At 48.1% G+C, this 20,364-nt stretch carries 15 protein-coding genes and 1 pseudogene; 13 read left to right on the top strand and 3 right to left on the bottom strand.

What is annotated here, in order from left to right; translation table 11 throughout:
- Position 1 precedes the first annotated feature (1 nt).
- The 5 genes from B5P39_RS13290 (at position 2) to B5P39_RS13270 (ending at position 6,240) form a co-directional block, all read left to right on the top strand.
- The gene (locus B5P39_RS13290; RefSeq protein WP_088211836.1) at positions 2-1,609 is read left to right on the top strand and encodes a DHA2 family efflux MFS transporter permease subunit; all 1,608 of its coding nucleotides are present in this window, start codon (positions 2-4) and stop codon (positions 1,607-1,609) included.
- Positions 1,610-1,736: 127 nt separating this feature from the next.
- Entirely contained in the window at positions 1,737-2,210 is a 474-nt protein-coding gene (locus tag B5P39_RS13285; RefSeq protein ID WP_088211835.1) for a GNAT family N-acetyltransferase, read from the top strand.
- 43 nt (positions 2,211-2,253) lie between these two features.
- Entirely contained in the window at positions 2,254-2,580 is a 327-nt protein-coding gene (locus B5P39_RS13280; RefSeq protein WP_088211834.1) for a putative quinol monooxygenase, read from the top strand.
- Positions 2,581-3,011: 431 nt separating this feature from the next.
- Entirely contained in the window at positions 3,012-4,325 is a 1,314-nt protein-coding gene (locus B5P39_RS13275; protein ID WP_254915784.1) for a sigma-54-dependent transcriptional regulator, read from the top strand.
- Positions 4,326-4,524: 199 nt separating this feature from the next.
- Positions 4,525-6,240, top strand: a complete 1,716-nt coding sequence (locus tag B5P39_RS13270) for a hypothetical protein (RefSeq protein ID WP_088211832.1) — start codon at positions 4,525-4,527, stop codon at positions 6,238-6,240.
- Positions 6,241-6,300: 60 nt separating this feature from the next.
- Here the strand turns inward: B5P39_RS13270 and B5P39_RS13265 are convergent, their stop codons facing one another.
- On the bottom strand, positions 6,301-8,262 hold the full coding sequence (locus B5P39_RS13265) for an Ig-like domain-containing protein (protein WP_088211831.1): 1,962 nt from the start codon (positions 8,260-8,262) through the stop codon (positions 6,301-6,303).
- 456 nt (positions 8,263-8,718) lie between these two features.
- On the opposite strand from B5P39_RS13265, the pseudogene B5P39_RS25175 reads away from it, so the two are divergent.
- Positions 8,719-8,956: pseudogene (locus tag B5P39_RS25175) on the top strand (hypothetical protein); the annotation flags it as partial.
- Between the two features lie 66 nt (positions 8,957-9,022).
- Here B5P39_RS25175 and B5P39_RS13255 read toward each other — a convergent pair.
- Positions 9,023-11,131, bottom strand: a complete 2,109-nt coding sequence (locus tag B5P39_RS13255; RefSeq protein WP_088211830.1) for a TonB-dependent siderophore receptor — start codon at positions 11,129-11,131, stop codon at positions 9,023-9,025.
- 308 nt (positions 11,132-11,439) lie between these two features.
- Between B5P39_RS13255 and B5P39_RS13250 the strand changes: the two genes are divergently transcribed.
- The 6 genes from B5P39_RS13250 (at position 11,440) to B5P39_RS13225 (ending at position 17,629) form a co-directional block, all read left to right on the top strand.
- On the top strand, positions 11,440-11,784 hold the full coding sequence (locus B5P39_RS13250) for a metalloregulator ArsR/SmtB family transcription factor (protein ID WP_011715734.1): 345 nt from the start codon (positions 11,440-11,442) through the stop codon (positions 11,782-11,784).
- A 39-nt stretch (positions 11,785-11,823) separates the two neighbouring features.
- Positions 11,824-12,843 (top strand): ACR3 family arsenite efflux transporter, encoded by a 1,020-nt coding sequence (gene arsB / locus B5P39_RS13245; protein ID WP_088211829.1) that lies wholly within the window; start codon positions 11,824-11,826, stop codon positions 12,841-12,843.
- Between the two features lie 65 nt (positions 12,844-12,908).
- Positions 12,909-13,922, top strand: coding sequence for an ArsJ-associated glyceraldehyde-3-phosphate dehydrogenase (locus tag B5P39_RS13240; protein ID WP_088211828.1), 1,014 nt, complete (start codon positions 12,909-12,911; stop codon positions 13,920-13,922).
- A 39-nt stretch (positions 13,923-13,961) separates the two neighbouring features.
- A complete protein-coding gene (gene arsJ, locus B5P39_RS13235) occupies positions 13,962-15,200 on the top strand; it encodes an organoarsenical effux MFS transporter ArsJ (protein WP_408733575.1) in 1,239 nt (412 codons plus the stop codon).
- A gap of 4 nt (positions 15,201-15,204) precedes the next feature.
- Positions 15,205-16,068: a DUF2927 domain-containing protein gene (locus tag B5P39_RS13230; protein ID WP_088211826.1), complete on the top strand. Its 864-nt coding sequence runs from the start codon at positions 15,205-15,207 to the stop codon at positions 16,066-16,068.
- A 118-nt stretch (positions 16,069-16,186) separates the two neighbouring features.
- The gene (locus B5P39_RS13225; protein ID WP_088211825.1) at positions 16,187-17,629 is read left to right on the top strand and encodes an MBL fold metallo-hydrolase RNA specificity domain-containing protein; all 1,443 of its coding nucleotides are present in this window, start codon (positions 16,187-16,189) and stop codon (positions 17,627-17,629) included.
- Positions 17,630-17,672: 43 nt separating this feature from the next.
- On the opposite strand, the gene B5P39_RS13220 is transcribed toward B5P39_RS13225, so the two are convergent.
- A complete protein-coding gene (locus B5P39_RS13220) occupies positions 17,673-19,028 on the bottom strand; it encodes a flavohemoglobin expression-modulating QEGLA motif protein (protein ID WP_088211824.1) in 1,356 nt (451 codons plus the stop codon).
- Between the two features lie 280 nt (positions 19,029-19,308).
- Here B5P39_RS13220 and B5P39_RS13215 point away from each other — a divergent pair, with 280 nt between their 5' ends.
- Entirely contained in the window at positions 19,309-20,271 is a 963-nt protein-coding gene (locus B5P39_RS13215) for a PDC sensor domain-containing protein (RefSeq protein WP_011715742.1), read from the top strand.
- Positions 20,272-20,364: the final 93 nt, after the last annotated feature.

Below are 20,364 nucleotides of genomic sequence, written 5' to 3'. Positions count from 1 at the left end.
CATGAGCACAATTGCTGCGGCACCTGAGGCTATCGCCGCGGGGGCTACACCGAGCGAATATGAGCGCGGTAGTCGCCGTTCGTGGATTGCCGTTTTCGGTGGTTTGATTGGCGCCTTTATGGCGATCCTCGATATTCAAATCACCAATGCCTCGATGAAGGAAATCCAAGGTAGTCTTGGCGCGACGCTGGAGGAAGGTAGTTGGATTTCAACGGCTTATCTTGTTGCCGAGATGATTGCGATCCCGCTCTCGGGCTGGTTAAGCACTGGGCTTTCGGTCAGGCGTTACCTGCTGTGGACCACCGCTGCCTTTATCTTTGCCTCTATCCTGTGTTCGATTTCGTGGAACCTCGAGGCCATGATCGCCTTTCGGGCGTTGCAGGGCTTCTTTGGTGGCGCGCTGATCCCACTGGCGTTTCGGCTGATCTTAGAATTTTTACCCGAGAATAAACGTGCCGTGGGGATGGCGTTATTCGGGGTGACGGCGACGTTTGCACCCTCGATTGGCCCAACCCTAGGCGGTTGGTTAACTGAGCATTTTAGTTGGCATTACCTGTTTTATATCAATGTGCCGCCCGGATTACTGGTGATGGCGATGTTGGCCTATGGTCTCGAAAAGCGCCCTGTGGTGTGGGACAAATTGAAAAATGCCGACTTAGCGGGCATTGTCACCATGGCGCTAGGCATGGGCTGCCTCGAAGTGGTACTTGAGGAAGGTAACCGCAAGGATTGGTTTGGCTCGGATTTGATCCGCAATCTCGCCATCATTGCCGCGGTGAATTTAGTGCTGTTTGTGTGGATCCAGCTTAAACGTAAAGATCCTTTAGTGAATTTACGCCTGCTCGGTAAACGCGATTTTGTGCTTTCAACCATAGCTTACTTTTTGCTGGGGATGGCACTCTTTGGTGCTATCTATTTGATCCCACTTTATTTGTCTCAAGTGCATGATTACACACCGCTGGAAATCGGCGAAGTCATTATGTGGATGGGTTTCCCGCAGCTCTTGGTATTGCCATTAGTGCCGCGGTTAATGCAACGTTTCGACGGGCGTTATTTAGCCGCCTTCGGCTTTTTTATGTTTGCCCTCAGTTATTACATGAATAGCCAAATGACCGCCGATTACGCCGGGCCGCAGATGATCGCCTCCCAAGTGGTGCGCGCTTTAGGCCAGCCCTTTATCTTAGTGCCCATTGGCATGTTGGCGACGGCCCATTTAAAGCCCCACGAGAATCCTTCGGCTTCGACCGTGCTGAACGTGATGCGTAACTTAGGCGGCGCCTTTGGTATCGCGTTGGTGGCGACCTTAACCGATAACTTGGCCCGCAGTCATTTGGCCCATGTGAAGGAGTCTCTGCCTGCGGTCAGCACACAGGCGCAGGACTATTTGAATCAGAGCGCCAGTATGTTGCAACAGGGCGGCTCAGATCCCTATACCGCCTCGATGCAGGCCAAGGCGCTATTAGGGCAAACCATGAGTCAGCAGGCCTATATTCAAGCCTATAACGATGTGTTTTTGATTATGGGTGCTCTGTTGTTAATTGCCGTGGTGGCTGTGCTGCTTATCCGTAAACCTCAAGGGCCAGTCGCCCACGATGCGGTTGTCGATTAAGACAGGCTTATTTCGTTTTCGCAATGCGTAACCCTTGCGCCTTAATTCCCCCAGGATTAAGGCGCTTTTTTATGTGTAGACCTGTGATAGACTCGAGCTCTTTTCCGGTCGTACGCAGAGCCTTTTTATGTCGATACAAGATTCAGTCGAGTGGCAAAATCTTAAATTTAATCAATTAACTGCTAACACTTTGTATGAGATTCTCAAACTGAGAGTCGATGTGTTTGTGGTCGAGCAAGCCTGTGCTTATCCAGAGCTTGACGATAAAGATAGACACCCTGAAACCCTGCATTTAATTGGCCTATCGCCAGCAGGCGAGTTACTCACCTATGCCCGCATTTTACCTCCGGGGCTGAGTTATCCCGAGGCCAGTATTGGCCGAGTCGTTGTGTCATCCGCTGGACGAGGTAAAGGATTGGCAATGCCATTGATGCAACGGGCGATTGAATCTGCACTCAGCACTTGGCCTGCTGCGGGGATCCAAATTGGTGCTCAGGATTATCTGAAAAGCTTCTACCAAAAACTCGGGTTTAGCACCTGTTCCGACATGTATTTGGAAGATGGCATTCCCCATATTGATATGCGCTACCAGCCTAAGTGAGCTTGTTTTAACTAGCTGAATTTACCCTTATCAAGGAAATCACATGACTACAGTTACGGACTATAAAATCAATCAACAACAACTCGTTTGCGTCGCGAGCTTTTTAGCGAAAGAAGGTAAAACCGAGGCCTTGATTGCGGCGCTCGCTTCGCTTATCCCCGATACGCGCCGCGAAGCGGGCTGCATCCGTTATGAGCTCAACGTCAGCCGTGATGAACCGCGCCGCGTGACTTTTGTGGAGAAGTTTGTCGATATCGCCGCGTTCGATGAGCACTGCGCTAAGGATGCCATTCAGCATTATTTCCATGAGGTGATGCCAGAGCTAGTCGAGTCTTTCCATGTGGAAACTTACCATCAAGTGATTGCTTAACTCACTGGTTAAGTCGCGTAGCGGCAGAGGCTTGCAGTAGCAAAAACCTTAATCTGTTGATTTATTCGAGGTGGATTTGATACTGCAAGCTCATCATAAGTGCTATGGGGAGGGCGTGATGGCTTAATCTCTATTCGATCAAAACTATTCACTGCAAAGTGTTAGCAGCGCGCAACAACTTGCATTATCGATTGTGTCATCGCGGTTTATTAATCCTTTCAATCCCATACTATGCTTTGTGCCTATCAAGTCGCTAAGCTTACTGCTTAACGTCAGCAATTACTGCGTTTAAGCCAGTTAACTCATGCTGGTCAGGTTTGTCGGGAGGCCATTGTCCTTCTAGACTTGATTAGTAATAGGCTCATCTCCCACCCCTTCCTATGGATGACATCGGTAAGCCTGCTCCCGCAAAAACACGTTGGAAACGGTGGTTGTTAGTACTCGACCCCGAGCAATGTCTGCCGGAGTGTAGTGAAGAACTGAAACAAGCGGCTTGGAACTGTGTAAAAGCAGTGTCGGCGGCCGAAGCTTTAGTATTGCTGCAAAAATATGAGTTGCGTGTCGCCATTGCGTTTATCAGCGACACTAACCAAACTGCGCTGGCGAAAGAAATTGCCATTATTCAAGCCGAATATCCCTCCTTGCATTGGATTGCCGTTACCGATAGCGCCTTGGAGCAGCATTGCAGCTGGCTCAGCGCCGCTAATTTTGTTGATTATTACCATCGTCCATTTGATTGGAATCGCTTTGCCGATACCCTTGGACACGCTTGGGGCATGGCGCAGCTGACGCCATCGAAAGGAGGGAAGGGGCCGGCAAAGGTTTTAACGACCATTAAGGGTGAACATCCCTTATTGCAGCAGCTGCGTCAGCGGCTGCATAAATTTAGTCAGTCGGATGAAACCGTATTACTGAGCGGTGAAACGGGCTCTGGCAAAGGACTATGTGCTAAAACTTTACATAGTTTATCTAAAAGGCACGAAGGGCCATTTATCACAGTAAATTGTGGCGCGCTGCCTACAGGGCTTATCCATTCCACCCTCTTTGGCCATGAGAAAGGTGCCTTTACCGACGCCGATAAACGGTATATCGGTCATTTAGAGCAGGCCCATGGTGGGACATTGTTTTTAGATGAAATTGCCGATCTCCCCTTAGACTTACAGGTCAACTTACTGCACTTTTTGGATGATAAACACATTATGCGAATTGGCGGTAATGCGCCCATAAAAGTGGATTGCCGTTTGTTATTTGCCTCCCATCAAGATTTAGAGGCCGCGATTGACGAAGGCCGCTTTCGTGATGATTTATATCACCGTATCAATGTGTTACGCCTGCATGTGCCAAGTTTGAGACAGTATAGTGATGAGGTCATGCTGCTCGCTGAACAATTCTTGTTAGAACATTCGGACAACTGTACTCAGTTTCATTTTAGTGACGACGCCCGCTGTGCGATGAAACACTACAATTGGCCGGGCAATGTGCGCGAGCTGCGTAACCGGATCCGCCGGGCTATGGTTTTAACCGATGACTGCATTATTACTGCGCAGTTGTTAGGGCTAGATTCACTCACGGCAAACCGTACCAGCCAAGATCTTGCGCGCTGCCGCGCAGAGCATGAGGCTGAAGTATTACTGAAAGCCATTAGCGATCATAAACATAATATTTCCGCCGCCGCCCGCTCCTTAAATATCTCCAGAGCGACCTTCTATCGACTCCTGAAAAAGTGTCAGATCAAGGTGCCTTAGTTCGTCTATTTATCCTGCGACAGTCTGCTTCATCGCTGTGACACACCTTATCCAGTCATCTCCTTTAATTTCTTATATATCAATGCATTAAATTTTGGCTTGTGGCTTGCTTAGTACAGATGTTCACAATCCGGAATGCGCATATGCAGAGGTTGGTGGGTGCAGCGGGATTCCGTCCACAGGAAATGAGGAGAATGTTATGAAACTCAAATTATTGTTTCGTACCCTTCTACTTTGGGTCTGCACATTGATGGTATACGGTGTACAGGCTACGGTAGATAAGGTCGAGCTGGATGGTAATATTGTCAAGCAGACTACACTCGATGATTGGCAAACGATTAACTTAGGTAGCAGTACAGCGAATGTCACCACAGGAGTGATTGCCGACTTGCCACCACAAACGATTTTTTGGAAAGGGGGCTCGAAAGACACCTTAGATGTGACCGAATGGTGGTACAAAGACGGTGCCGTACCCGATAAGGATGACCTGCGCAATGGATATGCAGCTGCCTATTTTATTAATAACGGCAGTGGTAGTGATGACTTAGTGTTTTACTTTGGTGCAGAGCGTTATGCCAACAATGGTGACGCTATTATGGGATTTTGGTTCTTCCAAGATAAAGTCGGCCCAGGCCCAGGTAATAAGTTTACCGGACAACACCAAGAAAACGACTTATTTATCATCATGGAATACCCTCAGGACTCGAACTCTGTGCCCTTTGTACAAGTGATGCGCTGGGTGAATTCGGGTGGTGATGTCTCTGAACATTTGGAATTGCTCTATGCCTCTGGCGATGCCGGAGCCAAATGTTTATCCGCTGGTGATACTGGCGTAGCCTGTGCCATTACCAATGAAAACTCCGAACTTGCTGGCGTGGCCAATGGTTTGTGGCCCTATGAAAACAAAGCGGGCATACCTAACACTTATCCCTATGAATCCTTCTTTGAAGGTCGTTTGAATGTAACCCAAGCCTTCTTGGCGGCGGGTGTGAATGAGATCCCTTGTTTTAGCAGCTTCTTGATTGAAACCCGGTCGTCTCGTTCTGAAACCGCCCAATTGAAGGACTTTTTAGGCGGCGATTTCCCTCTCTGTAGTATTGCGATTGCGAAAACCTGTAGTGCGACAGAGCTGACCGGCAGTAATCAATTCCGTATCGATTACACCTTGCAACTCACTAATACCGGGGTTGGTAGCATTGGTGCCGGTGAAACGGTCACCATCAACGATACACCTAGCAACGGTAATGCATTTAGCATTAGCCAAGCCTTGAGCGCGTTTGCTAATGGTGCTGATGGTTGGGCTCCTAACGAAATGCTGACCTATACAGGGTATTACATCTCTGATGTGAATGGTGGTACTAACACTGTCGATGCCAGTGTGAGCTTTGGCTCTGCTAGCATTAGTGCCGATCCCTACACTGCAACCTGCGATTCGTTGGCGTTGAGTCCTATGTTGTCCATTGTGAAAAACTGTAGCGTTTCATTGGCAGAAAACAGCGGTTTGGTCGCTCTGCGAAAAGACTACGACATTACCGTCTGTAACACGGGGGATGCACCGTTGGATGTCTCTCTGACCGACTCTGTGGACAGTAGTTTAAATGCCACATTCAGTTTGGATTTTGCGAAACAGTGCTTGACCAACAACGATTGTGGCTCGGGTTATAGCTGCGATGGTAACAGCCTAATGTGTACCAATACGGCGGGTGAAGTGGAAGGTAACTTTGGGGGAAATGTTTGTGAGTTAACCCAAAGCCATTACTTCCCAAGCACATTACCCACAGGTGCCGACGGTACTTTGTCTAACACCGCAACGGCGAGGGCGACTTCTCCTGTGGTCGATACGGGCGATTTAGCGACAATTGGTAACTCGGATACCGCGAGCTGCGACTTGTGTCCATTACCCGTGCAAGAATAGTTAACTGAGTTGTGTATTAGCAAAAAGGGCCGTCATTACGGCCCTTTTTATTTGCTCATATTATCTATTTTTACCTTTGCCACCAGTACCTGTGCTGGTATCCGTCGTGCCGCCGCTTGTGGTGCTAGGGCTGATAGTGACAGTTGCGACTGCGGTCAGTTTGCCATCACTCACTGTGTAGCTAAAGCTATCACTGCCTTTAAAGCGCTTAGAGGGCACATAGGTCAGGGTATTGTTAGCGTTTACAGTTACTTTTCCATTCAGTCCTTGAGTGGTGCCACTGATAAACAGGTTGTCTCCATCTAAATCGCTGTCATTGGTCAGCACATTCAATACAGTGCTGGCGCTGATATCGTTGAAATCATCATTCACAGCGAGTGGCGCAGTATTACTGGTTGCCGCAGTTAACAGTACGCTACCTGAACTCACCGCTTGCTGTGAGCTGGTTTGGTTGCTGCTAATCACTTTCCAAGTATTGCTACCGCTCGCTTGCAGCGCTTCTAACGACAGTGTCAGATGCAGATTGCTTTGTGGCGCAAGTGTCACATTGTTGTTTGCTAAGTTTGCGTATAAACCCGCATCGGCTTGGGTTGTCAGGCTGTAAGTGGTTTCTGGGCAGGCGCTGCTGTCATTGTTGGTGAGCAGCAAATCGACTGAACCTTGTTGCCCCTGTTGCAATTGTGAGACAGCCGCTTGTACCGTCAAGCTGCTAGTGCCACGGATACACTGAGCAGTACTGTTTTGCATGACTACATCTAAGGTGACAGAAGAAGCGTCTGATGCGACGACATCGATACGGACACCTTGCTGTTCAAAGGATTGTCCTGGAGCCAAGCTGATGTCATCCCAATCATAGCTGCTGCTGTTTGGTGTTGGGTCAAGCAAAAAGCTGCTAGCGGCATTGTTGCTAGCGCCTTCACGTAATCTTACGCCATTGAGCATAGCGGCAGCTTCGGTGGCCAGTGAGCTATCAAATCCGGTTGGCTGGCGATATTCAACATAGTAAAACAGCTCGTTACCTGAAGAATCTTGGCCATTGGGAATTTTTAACAGCAGGGGGAAGTTACCCTCAGCCTCTACGGGAGATAGGGTCACCCGAGAATCGGCAGTGACGGTTTTGATGCGATCGCCACTCAGCCAACCTAATTGCTCCTTATGGAATGCATTGAAATGCTTAGGTGTATTAGTACCACTCATTGCACTGAGATAGTCGCCATATTCAGTGATAGTGCATTGGCTGCTGTCAGCGGTGGTAACGGCACCACAATCCTTTTTATTGGCATGGAATAAGCCAAGGTTGTGCCCTAATTCATGGTTAATCGTGGATAACTGTACTCGTTTGATCCAACTACGCTTGCCTGCCACATTGGCCTTACCTGACCAAGTACACTTAGGGTGAGTCGGGATCAAGTACATGACATGGTCGTAATTATTGAGGTTAAAGCCACGGGCACTGAGTTCTTGGTCTGCGGCTAAGGCAACGGCGTCTGTGTTACATACAGAGACATCCACATCGACTGTAACTGGGCTGGTAGTGTCGCCCAAGAGGGAAACTGCGCCATAGGAGTTTTCTTCGTAGAAGGCCGAAGATTGATTAAACAACAGATCTTGGATCTCGGCTTCAGTCAGTTTTACGATCGGATTGATCGCAAAGTTGACTTCCGCCACTAATACGCTTCTGTTGCCACTGATCGGTGTGATGGCCGAGTTGACGGTTTGAGCCGAAGAAGTCGTTTCATTGCTTTGCAGTAAGCTGACGCTGCTATCACTCACCTGCAATTGTTTGCCATTAGCATGGCCAAACACACGGACGCTTTGACCGGGTTTTAACCAACGAGGTGTCGATGCTAAGGCTAAATCATGTACTTCGCCTTGTTTACCGTGGAGACGAAACGTTTCAATGGCATGCTCCGGGAAATCTTCCACCTCGAGGGACAGCGTGCCTTCAAAAGGACGTATATCTGCAGCGAGGACAGTGTTGGTGAGCAGTAAACTGCTTAGCATCATGGCAGAGTATTTCATTGTTTATCTCTTCAGGTTTAGGGCAAAACGTGAAACTTATGGGCACTAACGTTCAATTAGGGGACATAAGTTCCATTTAACAAGGCAAACAGTTTTTGAGCTGTTTCGCGGGGGCATTCTAGGATAGAGAAAAATGAATGTATATAGGCTAAAACCCAGTAAGAATGCGGGTTTAAGCTGATATCGTTGAAATGAAAGAAATAAAATTGTTCAAAAAATATACTGGTTAAACCAGGCTGAATTTTGACTGTTTTTCATTCATTTAGCAGTTAGTTTATTGTTGAAAATGTTTTTGGATACAGAAACAGCCAGTTATTGGTGTGAGTCAAATAAAAATGGCAATGTCTAAATTTTGACACCTATTTTTTGTCACTCGCTAGCGATGTTTGGCTTTTGTCTTCATGGCATAGTGAAAGTGGCTATGGCCCAGTGCAGGGCAAGAGCTAAGAGGGATAAACTTTCGAGTCATTGCTGGCGACGTTACAAAAAAGTTCGTGCTGCAGGGATGAAGTCCTAGGTCATGCTCTTCAATAGCTGAGGTGGTGTTGCGCTGTTGCAGCAACACGCTTGTAGTGACCTTGTCTTAAATGGAGTATTAGATAAGGACAAGACCAAATTACTGACACAGGTCAAACAGGCGATAAACGCGCCGCGCAGCATTCCCTTAAGACAGGAATGGCAGCGGGGTTTGTAATTGAGCCCGAGTAAAAAGCCCCTGGAAGATGCAGGGGCTTTTTTATTGGAAACGGATCAGCAGTGCTTAGAAATTATAACGAACGCTGACTTTGTAGCTGCGTGGCTCGCCAGGCATAGTCCACATCGATGAATAAGAGCTTTGATAGTAAACTTCGTCGAATAGGTTAGTGATATTAAATTGCAGACTAACATCCTGATTTAACGCGTAGGTGCTAAATAAATTCACTAAGGTATATGCCGGCAGTATGTAGTTTGGATCAATGGTTTCACCTAAGCGATTGCCCACATAAAGCAATGTCGCTCCCGCGGAGGCATCGGAACCAAACAATGAAGTATCATGTTTTAGCGTGAGATGACCATTGTGTTTTGGAATGTTGATTAAACGACTGCCTTCGGGAATGCTCACGCCCCAATCTGCGTTGAGAATATCGTTAGCAGTCTTGGCATCGGTATAGGCGTAGGATAGCAACAGCTGAGTATTGGCTGTTAGGTAGGCAGCCAAATCCAGCTCAATCCCTTGACTATCGGCTTTACCCAGTGCCGCTGAAAAACCTGAGTTCACAGGGTCTGCAGTTAGCACATTACTCTTTTCGGCGCGGAAGAGGGCGATAGAGCCTGTCAGGTTTTCTAACTCAAACTTAGTACCTAACTCATAGGATTTACTCTCTTCGGGTTCGAATGCGACACCGCGATAATCAGAACCTGTGTTAGGGCGAAAACCTCCAGAGTAACTGCCATAGAGGCTTAACCAAGGTTGCCATTCGTAAACGATACCAGCTCTTGGACTAAAGACATTTTGGGTTTGATTGGATTCTGTCTGATTTTTATGGTTTTCAATGCTTTGCTCGAAACTGTCAAAGCGGCCACCTAAGGTGAGCTTCCAATTTTCGCTGAGATCGAGTTGGTCCTGAAGATAGATCCCGTAGTTATCCTGAGTCTCTACTTGGTTGTAGAGCAGGGCGCCTTCGGGCGCAATTTGTCCATAAACTGGATTGTAAACATTGATGCTGTAAGTGGTATCGCCAGCTACTGGGCGGAAACGCTCCCAATATTTGTCGAAATGGAAGTGATAACCGTCTGCGCCAATGAGAAGGTGGTGGCTAATATCGCCGGTCTCGACTTTGCCGCTTAGCTCAACGCGGCCCGATAAGTCAGTTGAGGTGAAGTTACGGTAGTTATGTTGACGGCTGAGGGTTTCACCGTCGATGTTGAGCATTTGGCGACTTTTCACCAGCTCTGGATCGCTTGAGTAGCCTTCAAGTCCTGTGTCGCGGTAGCTAATACCCGATAACAAACTCCAATTACCAAAGTCATGTTCTAAGGTAAATTGGTGGGCTAACAAATCTATTTGGGTTGCACCATCGCTGGCTTCACCTAGATATCTATCAATGGGTAAGGCTTTAATGTCGCCATCAATAGCCACAATCCCGCGGTCGAAGGGGACTTTTTGGTTTGCATATTCCAGTTCATAGCTTAGGCGCGTAGTATCGCTGGCTACCCAAAGCAAAGAGGGGGTTAAAATCCGTTTTTCCGAATCAACGGGATTGCGGAAACTGCCCTTATCTTCAATTGCACCATTAACCCTAAAGGCTAAATCATCGGTAATGGCGTTAGTATAATCCCCCTCAAGACGGTAATTATCCCAGCGACCAGCACTGGCTTGCAGATAGCCTTCTTGGAAGAGTTTAGGTTTTTTGGTGATGATATTTATGGTGCCGCCAGGTTCTGCACGGCCATAAAGAGCAGATCCTGGACCTTTCATAATCTCGATACTTTCTACGTTCGCAGTATCACGGGTACCACCAAAACCACGTCCCGCATCATAACCATTAACTAGATAACCCGAGGGGACGTTTTCATCGCCCACAAAGCCGCGCACGGCGAAACTATCCCACATACCACCAAAATTATTTTGACGATTGACTGAGCTCGATAAATCCAGTGCATCCATCAGCGTCGATATACCTGCATCGCTAATTTGCTCCATCGACAGGCTTTCTACCGCCTGTGGCTGAGCTTTCAGTGGCACATCCCCCCGAAATGGTTGGCGAATACCTTTGACTTCGAGGTGTTCGATATTGGGCGTGGATTCTTCGGCATAAACTGTTTGAGTAAGCACACTTAAGATGGCGATTTGAATAAGGGATACACGAAAAATGCCTTTAGTAGACATATGGATTGGCTCCGGAGTTTGGCAATTACCTAATGTTTTTATGATTACAGAGCTTTGGTTTGATGATGTGGTAGAGAAGAGAAAACAACATATTGCACCATAACTTTTAGCTTAGTACGGATTTTAATAGTAACTATTATCATTTGCAATTGATGGTTTTTATATCCATTTAGCTGATGTGATCTTGTTCAAACAATATCCTTCTTAAATTTAAATAGGCTATAGACAGAATTTATTTTGATTATGCATATATGTTTTTTCATATATACTTTATTCCATATGTAATCTGATCATTTTGGGAGCACTCGATGCAACCCGTCGCATTTTTTAAAGCCCTTGCCGATGAGACTCGGCTGAAATGTTTATTGCTTATTCAGCGGGAAGGGGAGCTGTGCGTCTGTGAATTAATGGCCGCGCTGTCGGAGATCCAACCTAAGATCTCCCGGCATTTAGCGCAGTTAAAAAAAGCAGGGATCTTAGTCGATAGGCGCCAAGGCCAATGGGTGTTTTATCAAATTAATCCAGAGCTTAATGCTTGGTGCCAGCAAGTATTGGCGCAAAGTTGTGAGGCCAACAGCGCGTTTTTAGCTGAGAGTATGCAGAACCTGTGCAGTATGGGAGCTCGTCCCGAACGTGCTAAAGCTTGCTGTTAAGTTAAGTAATGGATTCGATAGAGATAAGTAGAGGTCGTTATGGGGATCTTTGAACGTTATTTAAGTGTGTGGGTTGGCTTGAGTATTCTCGCTGGGGTTGTGCTTGGTAATCTCGCACCAAATGTATTTGCTGCCGTTGCGGCGATTGAATTTGCCCATGTGAATTTGATCATTGCGTTATTTATCTGGGTGATGATCTACCCCATGATGGTGCAAATTGACTTTTCGGCGGTCAAAGATGTCAGTAAGACCCCGAAGGGATTACTGCTAACGCTGACCATTAACTGGCTGATTAAACCCTTTACCATGGCCTTACTCGGCTGGTTATTCTTTAAACTGGTGTTTGCCGATTGGGTCGACCCGCAAACGGCGGGTGAATATATAGCGGGGATGATTCTCCTTGGTGTCGCCCCTTGCACCGCCATGGTGTTTGTCTGGAGCCAACTGACGAAGGGCGATCCTAACTACACCTTAGTGCAAGTCTCTGTAAACGATATCATTATGGTGTTTTTATTTGCGCCGCTCTCTGCGTTGTTGCTGGGGGTGAGTGATATTCAAGTGCCGTGGGAAACCCTGCTGCTTTCAGTGGTGTTGTATGTCTTATTGCCCTTAGTCGCAGGCGTGCTGACCCGTAAACGTTTAGAGGCTCGCCATGACGCCACAGCTGTGCCGCAGTTATTGGCTAAACTCAAACCTTGGTCTGTGATTGGGCTATTAGCGACGGTTGTGCTGCTGTTCGGCTTTCAGGCCAAGACCATCCTTAGCCAACCGCAGAACATTCTATTAATCGCCATCCCATTGATTATTCAGAGCTATGGCATCTTTATCTTGACCTACTGGCTGGCGTTAAAGCTCAAACTGACCCATGCGATTGCCGCGCCCGCGAGCATGATAGGTTCTTCTAACTTCTTTGAATTAGCCGTGGCCGTGGCGATTTCGCTCTTTGGTTTACATTCGGGGGCCGCGCTGGCCACTGTGGTGGGCGTGTTGGTTGAAGTGCCAGTGATGTTGTCTTTAGTGTACTTTGCCAATCGCACCCGCCATTGGTTTACGACTTAATCTGTTTTTAAAACAAATAATATTAAAAATCAATTAATTGTAAGTTAACTAGGTAGTTATAAATCATGGCAATTAAAATCGGGATTAATGGATTTGGGCGCATGGGGCGTTTAGCTCTGCGCGCGGCGTGGGAATGGGATGATGTTGAGTTTGTGCAGATCAACGATCCCGCTGGGGATGCGGCTACCTTGGCCCATTTGCTTGAGTTCGATTCAGTTCACGGTCGCTGGCGTTATCCGGTCACGGCGAATCAGGATGGTATTCAAATCCAAGACAAAACCATTCGCACCACACGTAATAAGACGATTGCCGAGACCGATTGGTCGGGATGCGATGTGGTGATTGAAGCCTCTGGGGTGATGAAAACCAAAGCCTTACTACAAGCCTATTTAGATCAAGGCGTGAAGCGGGTGGTGGTGACGGCGCCAGTCAAAGAGGAAGGTGTGTTAAATGTGGTGATGGGAGTGAATCATCAGTTATACGACCCGGCTATTCATCCGATTGTGACCGCGGCTTCATGCACGACCAACTGTCTTGCGCCTGTGGTGAAAGTGATCCATGAGCAGATTGGCATCAAGCACGGCTCTATGACCACTATCCATGATATTACCAACACTCAGACGATTCTGGATGCACCGCACAAGGATCTGCGCCGCGCCCGTGCCTGTGGGTTAAGTTTAATCCCCACCACCACGGGCAGTGCGACGGCAATTACCCATATATTCCCTGAGCTTAAGGGTAAGCTGAATGGCCATGCCGTACGGGTGCCGCTCGCCAACGCATCCCTCACCGATTGTGTATTTGAGCTTGAGCGCAGCGTGACCGAAGCGGAAGTGAATGCACTGCTACAAACCGCCGCCGAAGGCGAACTCAAGGGCATTTTAGGCTATGAGGAGCGGCCATTAGTGTCGGTTGATTATAAAACCGATCCCCGTTCGAGCATTGTCGATGCGCTTTCGACCATGGTGGTGAATGGGACTCAGCTAAAACTCTACGTGTGGTACGACAATGAATGGGGATATGCCAACCGTACGGCAGAGCTTGCCCGTTTAGTCGGCCAGCTTGATTTGCCGCGTTAGGAGAGCACTGTGCCTGCTACCAAGCTATTTGAGCAACTGATGCAATTGCCCGCGGCCGTGCGGCAATATTTGCTGATCACCTTCAATTATTGGAGTTTTACCTTAACCGATGGTGCGCTGCGGATGTTGGTGGTGCTGCATTTTCACGATCTCGGTTATACGCCATTCGCGATTGCGATGTTGTTCTTGTTCTATGAGATTTTTGGTGTCGTGACCAATCTGGTGGGCGGTTATCTCGGCGCTCGCTTGGGGCTTAATCGCACCATGAATCTAGGCCTTGGTATGCAGGTGTTGGCATTAGGGATGTTATTGGTGCCTGCTGCCAGTTTACCGCTGTGGCTCGCGGGCGTACCCTGGGTGATGGCGGCGCAGGCTCTTTCGGGCATTGCTAAAGATCTCAACAAGATGAGCGCAAAAAGCGCGATTAAATTGTTGGTACCAAAGGGCGAGCAGGGCAGGCTTTACCATTGGGTTGCCCTGTTAACCGGGTCTAAAAATGCCCTTAAAGGGGCGGGATTTTTCCTCGGTGGCGCCTTGCTGGCGGGATTGGGTTTCAATATAGCGATTGCCGCCATGATGGCCGTGCTTGCGCTGGTGTGGTTAATGAGTCTGGTCTTGCTGAAAAAAGACTTGGGGAAAGCGAAGAATAAACCTAAGTTTACCGAGATTTTTTCTAAGAGTCGCAGCGTAAATATTCTCTCGGCGGCGCGACTCTTTTTGTTTGCCGCAAGGGATGTGTGGTTTGTGGTGGCTTTGCCCGTGTATCTGGCGAGTCAATGGGGCTGGGATCATTGGGCCGTGGGCGGCTTTTTGGCGCTCTGGGTGATAGGCTACGGCATAGTGCAAACCTTAGCACCGAAGATTACTGGTGCGAGCAAAGCGGAAGCTGGCACTTCGCAGCGCATCCCCGATGGTTATACCGCCTTAGTTTGGTCGACCTTATTAGCTTTTATTCCCGCGTTAATTGCACTCAGTTTGTATCTGGATTTCTCACCACAGCTCAGTCTGATCTTGGCGCTGATGTTATTTGGCGGACTGTTTGCGATTAACTCGTCACTGCACAGCTATTTAATTGTGAGTTACGCCAGTGAAGAGGCGGTATCCCTCGATGTTGGGTTCTATTATATGGCTAATGCCATGGGGCGTTTAGTGGGAACTGTGCTTTCGGGCTGGGTGTATCAGAGTTATGGACTGGTGGCCTGTTTGTGGATTTCGACGGCCTTTATTGCAATAACGGCACTGATCTCTATCAAGCTGCCTCGACAAGTCAAAGGATAGCAAGATGTTGAGCTGGCGAAAGCGTTTACCGGGCGTTAGAACTATTTGCCTTGTCTGCATGGCTTCGCTATTCGCTGTTTCGCCGCTCTTAGCATCGGTTACACCTGCTTCAAATTCCGCATTGGCTGAGAAACCAAATCTCGCGCCAAAGCCTATTCGAGATTGGAAAAATCCCGCCTATATTATTCAAGCCTTTGATGAGATAGCCCTTAAAAATGAATACGATAAAGATAAACATCGAGTACGGAAATGGCGTCAGCCCGTGCGCGTCTTTGTCGAGCATCAAGTGAGTGATAATGGGTTGCATGCACAATTAGTGCAAATGCATTTAAGTCATCTGGCACAAATCACCGGCCACAGTATTGCCAAGGTGGATACGCTCGAAGAGGCCAACTTACATTTAGTCTTTACCCGTCAATCCCAATGGGCCGATGTGGTGATGCGTCTTATGGGGGCAAGTGCGGCCAGTAATATTCATGGCTCTGTTTGTATGGGGAAATTTGCGCTTAATTCCCAGAGTGAGATTGAGCGCGCCTGGGTCGTTATCCCGGTCGACCAAGCGCAAATGCATGGCAAATTGGTGGCCTGCGTGGTGGAAGAAATCACCCAAGTGTTGGGCCTACCCAATGATTCGGTGAAAGTATTTCCTTCCATTTTTAACGATAAAACACCGCAGGATTTACTCACCGGGCTGGATTATATTTTGCTGAAACTGCTCTACAGTGCGGATATTCATGCCGGCATGACGGCCGCCGAAGTGCAACCCATATTGCAAAAACAACTCGAACAATGGCTGCGGGATGGCACGCTGACACAAGCCGATAAAACGGTTCGTCAGGGCCAGTTGTACCCTCTGTTAGGTTATTGATCTCCAAGCTTTTACATCGAAAGTTGGCTTTGATCATGCTTTACCAATTATTCCTTTTTCTTTTAGGAATAAGGGCATAGTCTATCTTTAAAAGAGATAAACATGCTGGAGGCAAGTTATGCAGATGACATTGCAGTTTTTGGGCGCGACCGAGGAAGTGACTGGCTCGTGCCACTTACTCACAGTGGCAGGTAAGCAAATGCTGCTCGATTGCGGCCTCATTCAAGGCGGCAAGGCCGATGAGTTGCGTAATCACGAACCTTTTAGCTTCGATCCCCTTGCGATTTCAGCCGTTGTCTTGAGTCACGCCCATATTGATCATTCGGGCCGCTTACCTCTGTTGGTTAAGGCAGGCTATACCGGGCCGATTTTTACCCATAAAGCGACGGCTGAGCTGTGTGCCATCATGCTGAAAGATGCCGCCATGTTGCAGGTGCGCGATACCGAAAGAACCAATAAAAAACGTGCGAAGCATGAGTTGGAGCCTTTAGAGCCGTTATTTACCGTAGAAGATGCGGAGCAGGCTATTACTCAGTTTGTGTCGCTTGAATATGGCCAAGTCACCCGAGTGCAGCCCCATGTGGATATTTGCTTATCGGATGCGGGGCATATTTTAGGCTCGGCACTGGTGGAGCTTTGGTTAGGTGAGGGGAAAGCGCAGAAGAAACTGGTATTTAGTGGCGATCTTGGCCGCGCTGGCATGCCGATATTACGTAATCCCACCTTAGTCGACACCGCCGATTTAGTGTTAATGGAAAGCACCTACGGTAATCGTTTCCACCGTAGTTGGACCGATACTCTGGCCGAGTTAAAGGCGATTTTCGCCAAGGCGGTGACCGAGAGTCACGGCAATATTCTGTTGCCTGCCTTCTCCGTTGGGCGTGCGCAGGAGCTTTTGTATCTATTTCATTTATATGCCAAAGAGTGGGATCTCTCCCGCTGGAAAGTCTGCCTCGATAGTCCTATGGCAATTGAGGCGACGCGGGTGTATGTCAATAACTACCCCTTAATGGATGATGATTTTAAGCGCTTTACGCGCCAGCATCCGGGGCAACATCCGTTATTGTCGAATGTAGAATTTATCCAAACGACTGAGGAGTCTATCGCCCTTAACGATGTGCACAAAGGATTGATCATTATTGCGGGCAGCGGCATGTGTAACGGTGGCCGCATCCGCAGTCACTTAGAGCACAATCTATGGCGTCCAGAATGCGATGTGATTATCTGCGGCTATCAAGCACTTGGTACGCCGGGACGCGCCTTAGTCGATGGCGCCGAGGAGCTCACTATCCATGGCAATAGCATCAAAGTTGCCGCTAAATTGCATACAGTCGGAGGCTTATCGGCCCACGCGGATCAGGCGGAGTTATTACGTTGGTATCGACATTTTGAAGCGCAGCCGCCCCTGGTGCTTGTTCACGGTGAGCCCGAAGCCCAGCAGGGATTAGTCGCTGTGATGAATCAAGACTCAAAAACCAAACCTAAGGCGCTGGCCATCGCTACCCGAGGCGATATATTGGATTTAAATGCCTTACCCAAATTAGTCTGGGTGACAGCTTAAGTGATTGCCCACAGCTCTGAGTTCTGTGGGCCACATTACAGTGTTAGTCCGAGTTATTATCAAATTCAGTGTCGTCGAGTAACTCGAGGCTTGGGTCGATACTGGGGACGTCTTTAAATAAGCGGGTGAAGTGACGTTGCACCCCTTTCAGATCGATTCCGGCTAATCCTGAGGCGAAACCAAACCAAGCATACAAGCCGCTGAAGTTGTCGAACATCGGCGGTAAATATTTAGGTGGTGTAAGAATCCCTTCTTGGCAAGCTTGATAGAGTACAGGGATATCTTCGATGGCCAGCTTGCCTAAAAACAGCATAGGGATCAGTTCGGGTAAACCCGATGTGATGGCGCTGCGGATAAAGTTGATGTTTTCAACATAGCCGCGCACATAGGAAATATCTTTGGTAAAAAAGCTGCCACCTTCGACCATGCCGCCACGAAACACCCTTTGCGTGACCCGATAACTGTCCTTAGCGCTAAGATTTAACTCCCTAAAATAGTTGAACACTTCAATAAAGTTCGCCCCCTTTTCCGCCATATCTACCGCAGCGACACGGTCGCTAATACGGCGTGCTCGGCCTGGATTTGAGCTCAAGGTGAGCATTTCGAGTAACACCGCAAGCCCTTCTTGGGTGGCTGCTACGCGGGGAGACCCGACGCTAAGCCAAGTAGCATGGGGCTGAGCACGGCCATTGAGGGTAGTGCCCACATGCACCCAGCCTTCATGGACTTCGTACACATTGAGATCTGACTCGCTGAACATAGCTTTGCTGTTGAGTTTGACCGTATCGCCACCGACTGCAGCATCGGACACAATCCCGTCACTCAAGCGCACCCGCATATCATCACTGTGGAAGTATTTTTCCAATCGCTGGCTCAGCACATTCACGGCTTCAGGGGCACTAATGATTTTGGGATGATGCTTATTCATATGCCGCGCGGCGGGCAATGAGAAAATATAACTGAGTTTATCGCCCAATTGGCGCAGGGTGTGGCGATCGCCATGTAGTCTGTGGCTGGCGCTGCCGTAGAGTTCTTGGCTCAGCTGACCAAAGACGGGTGTTCCTCGATGACCCAGCATATCGACAACCAAGCGATATTGATCGACGTTAGCAATTAAGATCTTACCCAGCTTGTCTTTTTTACCTAAACGGCGGTGGATTTCTTGTTTTAGGTCAAGCAGCTCGGCTTGAGTTTTAACGGGATCGAAGGGCAAGGCAATTTTTTGATAAAAATCTTGGCTAATCGCTGGCAGAACCGTGCCTTTACCGGAGAGAAAACGCTCTTCCATTTCCCGTGGCCATTTGATGGCATCTAAAATTTTAATCGGCGTTTGGATGCGGATAAGCTCATCGGAAAGGCGGCGTAAATCTTCTTGATACTGGGCTAACGACTCTGACATTCCCGTAATCCTGTTGCGACTTGGACGATAAAAATTAGCTTAATCATAGCGGTAAAGCCGCTGCATTTATAGGTTTCTCCCCTCAAGCAATTGAATATTGTCGATTAAATTACTGACAAGTTATCGGTTTAATGAATCATTTTGGTGCAATGCGACTTATTTTGGCGCGAGACAGTGCTGGCTTAATCTCATAACTCACTGTTAAACATTAACTTATTTTGCTGGCATCAAAGCTGCTTTGCGTGTGTGAGCAATCGGATAACGTCGATGGGAGAGAGTTATGGCTGCAATGAGCTATTTGAGTGTGATTGAGCGTTATCACGAGTATGAGGCCACAGTGCATGAGCTGATGGAGTCTATTTTAACGGGCATTGCCGATGCGGACTTATTTCACCAACCAAAAGTCGATATCAAGGCCATGAAGGGTATTGCGGGCAGTTATCCCTTTGTCGAGCTGATGTATTTGCTCGATACCCAAGGGGTGCAAATTAGCCAAAATATCGCAGTGGTCGATCAGCAGATCAAGTTAGTGCCCCTTGGCGGTAATCGCGATCGTAGTCAACGGCCCTATTTTACCAATAGGGATGAGTCTGATGGGGTTAATATCACTCGCCCTTATTTATCCAATGCCAGCGGGAACTTATGTTTATCGGCCTCCTTAGCGATTGTGCAGCAGGAGCAAAAGCTCGGCTATCTAGTCGTCGATGTGGATTTGACGCGAATGATTGAATTTATGATGGGCGACAGTGCTCGTCGGCGGGTCACGCCAGCGTTTAAAGCCGTGTATGGCGTGATAGTCGCGGGGCTTTTTGTGCTAGTCATGGTGCTACTTTGGACGGCGCTTAGGGATATTTATGGGTTATTTGTGGTGGAGCAAGTCGGGCAAGACCCATTGCAACCCTTTGGGATTATTATCTTTATGACTCTGGCATTAGCGATCTTCGACCTCGGGAAAACAATTCTGGAGGAAGAAGTATTAATGCATAAGGATATTTTTCGTCACAGCTCCACCCGCCGAACCATCACTCGATTTGTTTCAACGATTTTGATCGCCATTTCAATTGAGGCTTTATTGACCATGTTTAAGGCGTCACTGGGGGAGAAACAATATATCGAGCCGGCGATTTGGATGATGCTTGCTGTAGTGGGTTTATTAGTTGGATTAGGGGCTTATGTGTATCTTGGGGCAAAAGCGGAATGGCTACTGATCAAAACTCAGGCCTATAAGAGTGGCAAAAAGTAGTATCAAAATAATAGTAAATTGTACACCCAGCCCCTAGGAGCTGGGTGAGGCTTTTAGAAAAACGTCGGGTTTGAGAGACCTAACGCCTTAAGG

The organism is Shewanella sp. Shew256, from assembly GCF_002196695.1.
Taxonomy (GTDB): Bacteria; Pseudomonadota; Gammaproteobacteria; order Enterobacterales; family Shewanellaceae; genus Shewanella; species Shewanella mangrovisoli.
Note: the sequence above shows the minus strand (reverse complement) of the source record. Positions and strands in the feature narration are given on the sequence as shown.